Source organism: Mesorhizobium sp. M7A.F.Ca.CA.002.15.2.1 (genome assembly GCF_003998715.1).
GTDB lineage: Bacteria > Pseudomonadota > Alphaproteobacteria > Rhizobiales > Rhizobiaceae > Mesorhizobium > Mesorhizobium ciceri.
In genome coordinates this window covers 1-5,015 of the sequence record NZ_RZPI01000420.1, presented here as the reverse complement: position 1 = coordinate 5,015, position 5,015 = coordinate 1, and the positions used below count along the sequence as shown (strand labels likewise).

Here is a 5,015-nt window from a genome sequence, read left to right as displayed (position 1 = left end):
ACAGGCATTGGTCATCGAGACGCCAGGATTGGCGGCCTGGATTTTCTTGCCGGCGGCGATGAAATCGTCCCAGGTCTTGATCGAAGCCGGATCGACGCCGGCCTTTTCGTAGAAGTCGCGGCGATAAAAGGCGGCCACCGGGCCGGAATCCCACGGCATCGCGTAGGCCTTGTCGCCCACTTCCAACTCGGTGCGCTTGAAATCGGGGAATTTTTTCTGGTCGTCGGCTGTGTAACCGAGCGTATGCAGGTCGACGAAGCAGTCGGGGAACTGGCTCCAGTAATTCTCGGCCTCGCCGTTCTCGATGGTGACGACATCAGGCAGCCCGACGCCGCCGGCGGCGCAGCCGGCGATCGACTTGTCGTAAGTCGGCTGGTTGCCGAGATCCTGGACCGTGACCTTGACGTCGGGAAATTGCTTGTTGAAGCCGGCAATGGTCGCTTTCAGCGATGAAGCCGCGACATTCCAGCTCCAGATGGTGATTTCGCCGGATTGCGCGAAGGCCGGGGCTGAGCCCAGGGCAAGCGCGAGCGCGGCGCAGGTCATTGTGATGCGCATTGAAATCCTCCCATTTCATTTGCTCTCTCACTGTGAGCGTGGCTAGACTATGCACCGGGCAAGGCCTGTCGCCGTCAAAGGGAATATGAAATTGGCGGAAAGTAAGATGCCTGAACGGCCGTTCTACCAGCCTGGGGCCAGCAGCGTGGAAGGCCTGCCGCTGCTCCTGCAGATGTTTCACACCAATCCGTTGGTGATGCTCAAGCCGCATTGGCACGCCCAGGTCGAGGTTAATTTCATCGTGCGCGGCAGCGTGCATTACCGCATGAACGACCACGAGATTTCGCTTTCGGCCGGCGAGATGTGCCTGTTCTGGGGTGGCCTGCCGCACCAGATGGACGATTTGTCCGACGACGCCATCTATGCCGGAGCGCATCTGCCGCTGGTGCATTTCTTCCGGCTGCACCTGCCCACGGACATAAGGCACCGGCTGATGACGGGCGCAACACTGGTGACATCGGCCACCGACCAGTCCGACAACCATAATTTCGAGCGCTGGAACCGCTACGCCCGGTCCGGCGACCAGGCCAAGGCCGAACATGCCGTCAACGAATTGCTGCTGCGGCTGGAGCGAGTGCGGTTCGAGCCCTATCGGCTGGTATCCGCAACTCCGACCGACCAAGAAACAGGCAGCCCCTTTGACCAGCAATCGTCGCGGAATGTCGGACGCATGTGCGATTTCATCGCCGAAAACTTCCTCTATGACATCGATTGCGTGAACATCGCCGCGGCCGCCGACATCCATCCCAAATACGCCATGAGCCTGTTCAAGAAATCCACCGGCATGACGCTCAATGAGTATGTGAACCTGTTGCGGCTGAGCTATGCGCAGGCGCTTTTGATGCATCAGGACGCCAATGTGCTGCGTGTCGCCATGGATTCGGGTTTCGGCTCGCTCAGCGCCTTCAACAAGTCGTTCCGCAAGCTCGCCGGCATGTCGCCTTCCGATTTTCGGCGCGGCGTGACCGGCGCCAGATAGGCGATGGCGACTTGCGGGCGCCCAGTGCCGCGAGCATTGCTGCGCCTCGACCGCCGGCTAAAAGACATGTCACGGCGTTTCAGCCTGCAATAACGACGCCGACCAGGGTGAAGAAGGCCAGATAGTGCCATGCCGTGCGCGATTCCGGCCCGCAAGCGGCATGGAAACCCGGGCGCCGCACGGCATCGCTTTTCCTGCCTGAAATCGCCACCTAGGCGCTGGACAGGCCGAATTCCCGTGCTATAACCCACGCGCTTTCAAGGGGCGCCCCACGGCGCCTCGATGAATTCCGGCCTGCGAGTTTTCGTTTGCCGGAACAGGCCCAGATAGCTCAGTTGGTAGAGCAGCGGACTGAAAATCCGCGTGTCGGTGGTTCGAATCCGCCTCTGGGCACCATCCCCTCCTGGTCCGTTCTGGGCACCCCCCGTCGCGTCGCCGCCTGCATCGCCAAGTGGAATCACTTTGCGCACATTGGCCCGCCGGCGGATTTAATTTGCTTGGCCACCCCTCAACCCTGGGGCAAACTGCCCGTTGGGGCTGCAGGAGGTGAAATGAGAGCACGCGCAGCAACGCTTGGGGATCTGGAGGATGTCTTTCGCGGTCTGTCCAAGCGAATGTCGGACGAATACGTCGCTGCCGGCAAGGACAGCAAGATCGCCTACGACAACCTTATGATGAATTTGAAGGAGGGCCGCGCGCACGCGCTTGTCGAGGGTGACAAGGCCGTGGCGATCATCGCCTGGCATGAGAACAGCGACGCCGCCGACACGCTGTTCGCCGCACGGGAGGACTTCTTCCGGGCCACGACCGTCCGTTTCTGCAAGCGGCATATCAGGCATATCCAGGCGCTCGCCGGCAACCTCGCCATCCATTCGCGCAGTTGGCTCCAGGGGCCGGATGTCGCAAGATGGTTCGGCGTCATCGGCTATGTCGAGCGCGGCCGGGAGAACGGCGCCACTTTGTTCGAGCTGCCGCCGGCTCGCATCGGCTAGGAAACCCTGGGCTGGTCAAGATCCCTTGCCGCAAACACCGCCACCCTCTCGCGATCGCCCGCACAGGTTCGTCGATGCGGGTCACCGTCTTCGGCTCCAGGATCCCTTGCTCGGCGGCCTTCTGAACTGCCTTAGCAAGCGGCTTGCGCCGGGCGCCGATTGGCGGGATGTTATGGGAGGGCAACCGGGGGGCAAACCGGCACGCCGAGACAGATATGGCTGCTGGAAATGTCACGAGCTTGCTTCGCCTTTCTTGCCTTTGTTGCCTTGGTGAGGCCGGTAGGGGCAGGCGAGTGGACGTCTCATCTGCTTGACCGCCCAAGCCTGGCAACCGCCTATTTTCGCCAAGCCGATCTTGTGACTGCATACGCGACCGCAATGGCGCGCTTCCGTCTGCAGCTCGCAGGGCGTGCCGGCGAAAACAACCTTGCGGTCCCTCTCGAACCACTGCTTTTGCGGGCGGAATTCCGTGCGCGGACATGGCGCTCGGCGGACGGCAGCCTGTTGCAAGGCTTCGCCGGCAAGGGCGGCTTCCGGCTGACTATCGGCAACTGCCTGGCGCGCATCTGCGCTGCCAGCGAATGCAGCGATGCCGGTTGGCCGGTTTACGCCTGCAGCGACGGAGGCAAGCGCAAGATGTCCGTCACGGATTTTGTGACGGCAAACTTCGGCGGCGTCTCCTACCGCCGATTGAGCGCCTCCCCTTCACAGGAATGACAGCGCCGACCGTCTTGCTGCGGCGTTCAGCAAAGGGCGGTGTCCCTCCTCACCGCAAACGCCGCCTGCACCGCGCGATTGACGGTGACCGGCAGGATCGACATGTGGTTCTCGCCGGCATGCAGTTCGAAACTGGCGCGCACGCCCGGGAGAGCATCAAGACGCTGCGCCATTGCCCGCGCGAATGCGTCGGTGCGTGTCACCTTTTTCTGCTTCAGGCGCTTTTCCTCGTCCTCGGCGCCAATCTGGAACGGCGCCAGCTTCTCGGTCTCGTACTCGCCGGCCGACAGGATCATGGTCGCCGCCAAACCATCGGGAATGGCGGCCTCGAAGGCTTCGAGAAAGCGGTCGATGGCACGCTCTTCCCAATAGATGGCGGGGCTCGCCGCGATCCAGGTCTGAAAGGAAGAAGGCCGCGTGAACAGGGCGTAGAGCGCAAACAGGCCACCGAAAGAATGGCCGTAAAGCGCCTGGCGGCTGGCATCGACCGTGACCCGGCTGGCGACCCACGGCTTCAGCTCATCCTCGATGAAAGCAAGGAATTTCCCTGCCCCACCGGTCCGGACTTCGGACGTGCCTTCGTGGAAGGGCGGGTAGGTCTTGCCTGGCGGCGGGCCGAGATCCCATGAGCGGCGCAGCGGATCATAGGCGCCGTCGACGGGATAGCCGATGGCGACGATGACGCCCCAGCCGACATTGGTGCCCGTGGGATAGAAGGCCTGCGCGCGCATGGCGTCGACCGCCGTGCCGATGACGGCGTTGCCGTCGGTCATGTAGAGGACCGGCCAGCCGGCCTCGGGCACCGGCCCGGACGGCACATGCAGGAATATCCGCCAGGGCGCGCCGCCCTGCGCCGGAACAAGATCGTGGACCGCCGTGTTGGCGATCAGGGCTGGCGTCGCGTTGGACATGGATATCTTGGACATGGATATCTCCAGGCAAAACGGTCAGCGGCGGCGCAGCAGCCACATCAGCACCGGGCCGCCGATCAACGTGGCGACGAGACCGGCCGGGATCTGGCGCGGGAAGATGGCGATCCGGCCCACCCAGTCGGCGGCGACCATGATCAGCGCGCCGGCGAGCACCGCGCCAATGGCCTGCGGCAGCGCACGGGAAAGGCCAAGGCGACGAGCAAGATGCGGCGCCATAAGGCCGATGAAGGTCAGCGGACCGACGATCAGCGTCGAAGCCGCGGTGAGTGCCGCGACGGCCAGCAGCACGAGAAGCCGCGCCCTCTTCAGGTTGATGCCAAGGCCCTGAACGGCGGCGGAGCCGAGCGGCAGGATGTCGAGCCAGCGCATGAAGAAAGGCGCGAGCGCGAAGAGGCAGACCGCGATACCACCGGTCAGCAGGGCGTCACCGACATCGACGCCATAGGTCGAACCGGTCAGCCAGTTGAGCAGCAGCATGGCGCGAGGATCGCCGGTCGCGGTGAGCACCAGGATCAGCGCGTCGAACAAGGCCGTCAGGGCAACGCCGGCAAGCAGCAGCCGCTCCGGCGCATAGGCGGCACGACGGCCGATCGCCAGCGTCACCAGCAAAGCGGCGAAGGCCCCGATCGTTGCCGCCGCCGTCTGAACCGGGCGCCCGGCATCGACGAGCGCAAACAGCGCCACCATCATGCCAAGGGCGGCACCGGCACTGATGCCCAGCACTTCGGGGCTGGCCATCGGATTGCCGGTCAGCCGCTGCATCATCAGCCCGGCAAGCGCCAGCATCGCCCCGGCACTCAGCGCGGCAAGCACGCGAGGCCACCGCCACGACAGCAA

6 protein-coding genes and 1 tRNA gene are annotated in these 5,015 nt (G+C 63.8%); 4 read left to right on the top strand and 3 right to left on the bottom strand.

What is annotated here, in order from left to right; genetic code table 11:
• On the bottom strand, positions 1–558 hold a 558-nt coding region (locus tag ENZ74_RS21505), incomplete at its 3' end, for an extracellular solute-binding protein (protein ID WP_127312978.1).
• Between the two features lie 85 nt (positions 559–643).
• On the opposite strand from ENZ74_RS21505, the gene ENZ74_RS21500 reads away from it, so the two are divergent.
• The 4 genes from ENZ74_RS21500 to ENZ74_RS21485 all read left to right on the top strand — a co-directional run bounded on the left by ENZ74_RS21500 (position 644) and on the right by ENZ74_RS21485 (position 3,246).
• A complete protein-coding gene (locus tag ENZ74_RS21500; RefSeq protein WP_024504770.1) occupies positions 644–1,537 on the top strand; it encodes a helix-turn-helix domain-containing protein in 894 nt (297 codons plus the stop codon).
• 320 nt (positions 1,538–1,857) lie between these two features.
• Positions 1,858–1,933: transfer RNA gene (locus ENZ74_RS21495), tRNA-Phe, on the top strand.
• Positions 1,934–2,088: 155 nt separating this feature from the next.
• A complete protein-coding gene (locus tag ENZ74_RS21490; protein WP_013533589.1) occupies positions 2,089–2,529 on the top strand; it encodes a hypothetical protein in 441 nt (146 codons plus the stop codon).
• 378 nt (positions 2,530–2,907) lie between these two features.
• Positions 2,908–3,246: a hypothetical protein gene (locus ENZ74_RS21485; RefSeq protein WP_013533590.1), complete on the top strand. Its 339-nt coding sequence runs from the start codon at positions 2,908–2,910 to the stop codon at positions 3,244–3,246.
• Between the two features lie 26 nt (positions 3,247–3,272).
• Here ENZ74_RS21485 and ENZ74_RS21480 read toward each other — a convergent pair whose 3' ends face one another.
• The gene (locus tag ENZ74_RS21480; protein ID WP_063170037.1) at positions 3,273–4,172 is read right to left on the bottom strand and encodes an alpha/beta hydrolase-fold protein; all 900 of its coding nucleotides are present in this window, start codon (positions 4,170–4,172) and stop codon (positions 3,273–3,275) included.
• A 21-nt stretch (positions 4,173–4,193) separates the two neighbouring features.
• Positions 4,194–5,015: iron chelate uptake ABC transporter family permease subunit (locus ENZ74_RS21475; protein WP_164761117.1), on the bottom strand; the 822-nt coding region annotated here is incomplete at its 5' end.

What these genes read in the sequence shown, in the direction of transcription:
- ENZ74_RS21485 (WP_013533590.1), top strand. Translation starts at nt 2,908, where the DNA reads ATGGCGCGCTTCCGTCTGCAGCTCGCAGGGCGTGCCGGCGAAAACAAC.
- ENZ74_RS21490 (WP_013533589.1), top strand. Translation starts at nt 2,089, where the DNA reads ATGAGAGCACGCGCAGCAACGCTTGGGGATCTGGAGGATGTCTTTCGC.
- ENZ74_RS21500 (WP_024504770.1), top strand. Translation starts at nt 644, where the DNA reads ATGAAATTGGCGGAAAGTAAGATGCCTGAACGGCCGTTCTACCAGCCT.
- ENZ74_RS21480 (WP_063170037.1), bottom strand. Translation starts at nt 4,172, where the DNA reads ATGTCCAAGATATCCATGTCCAACGCGACGCCAGCCCTGATCGCCAAC.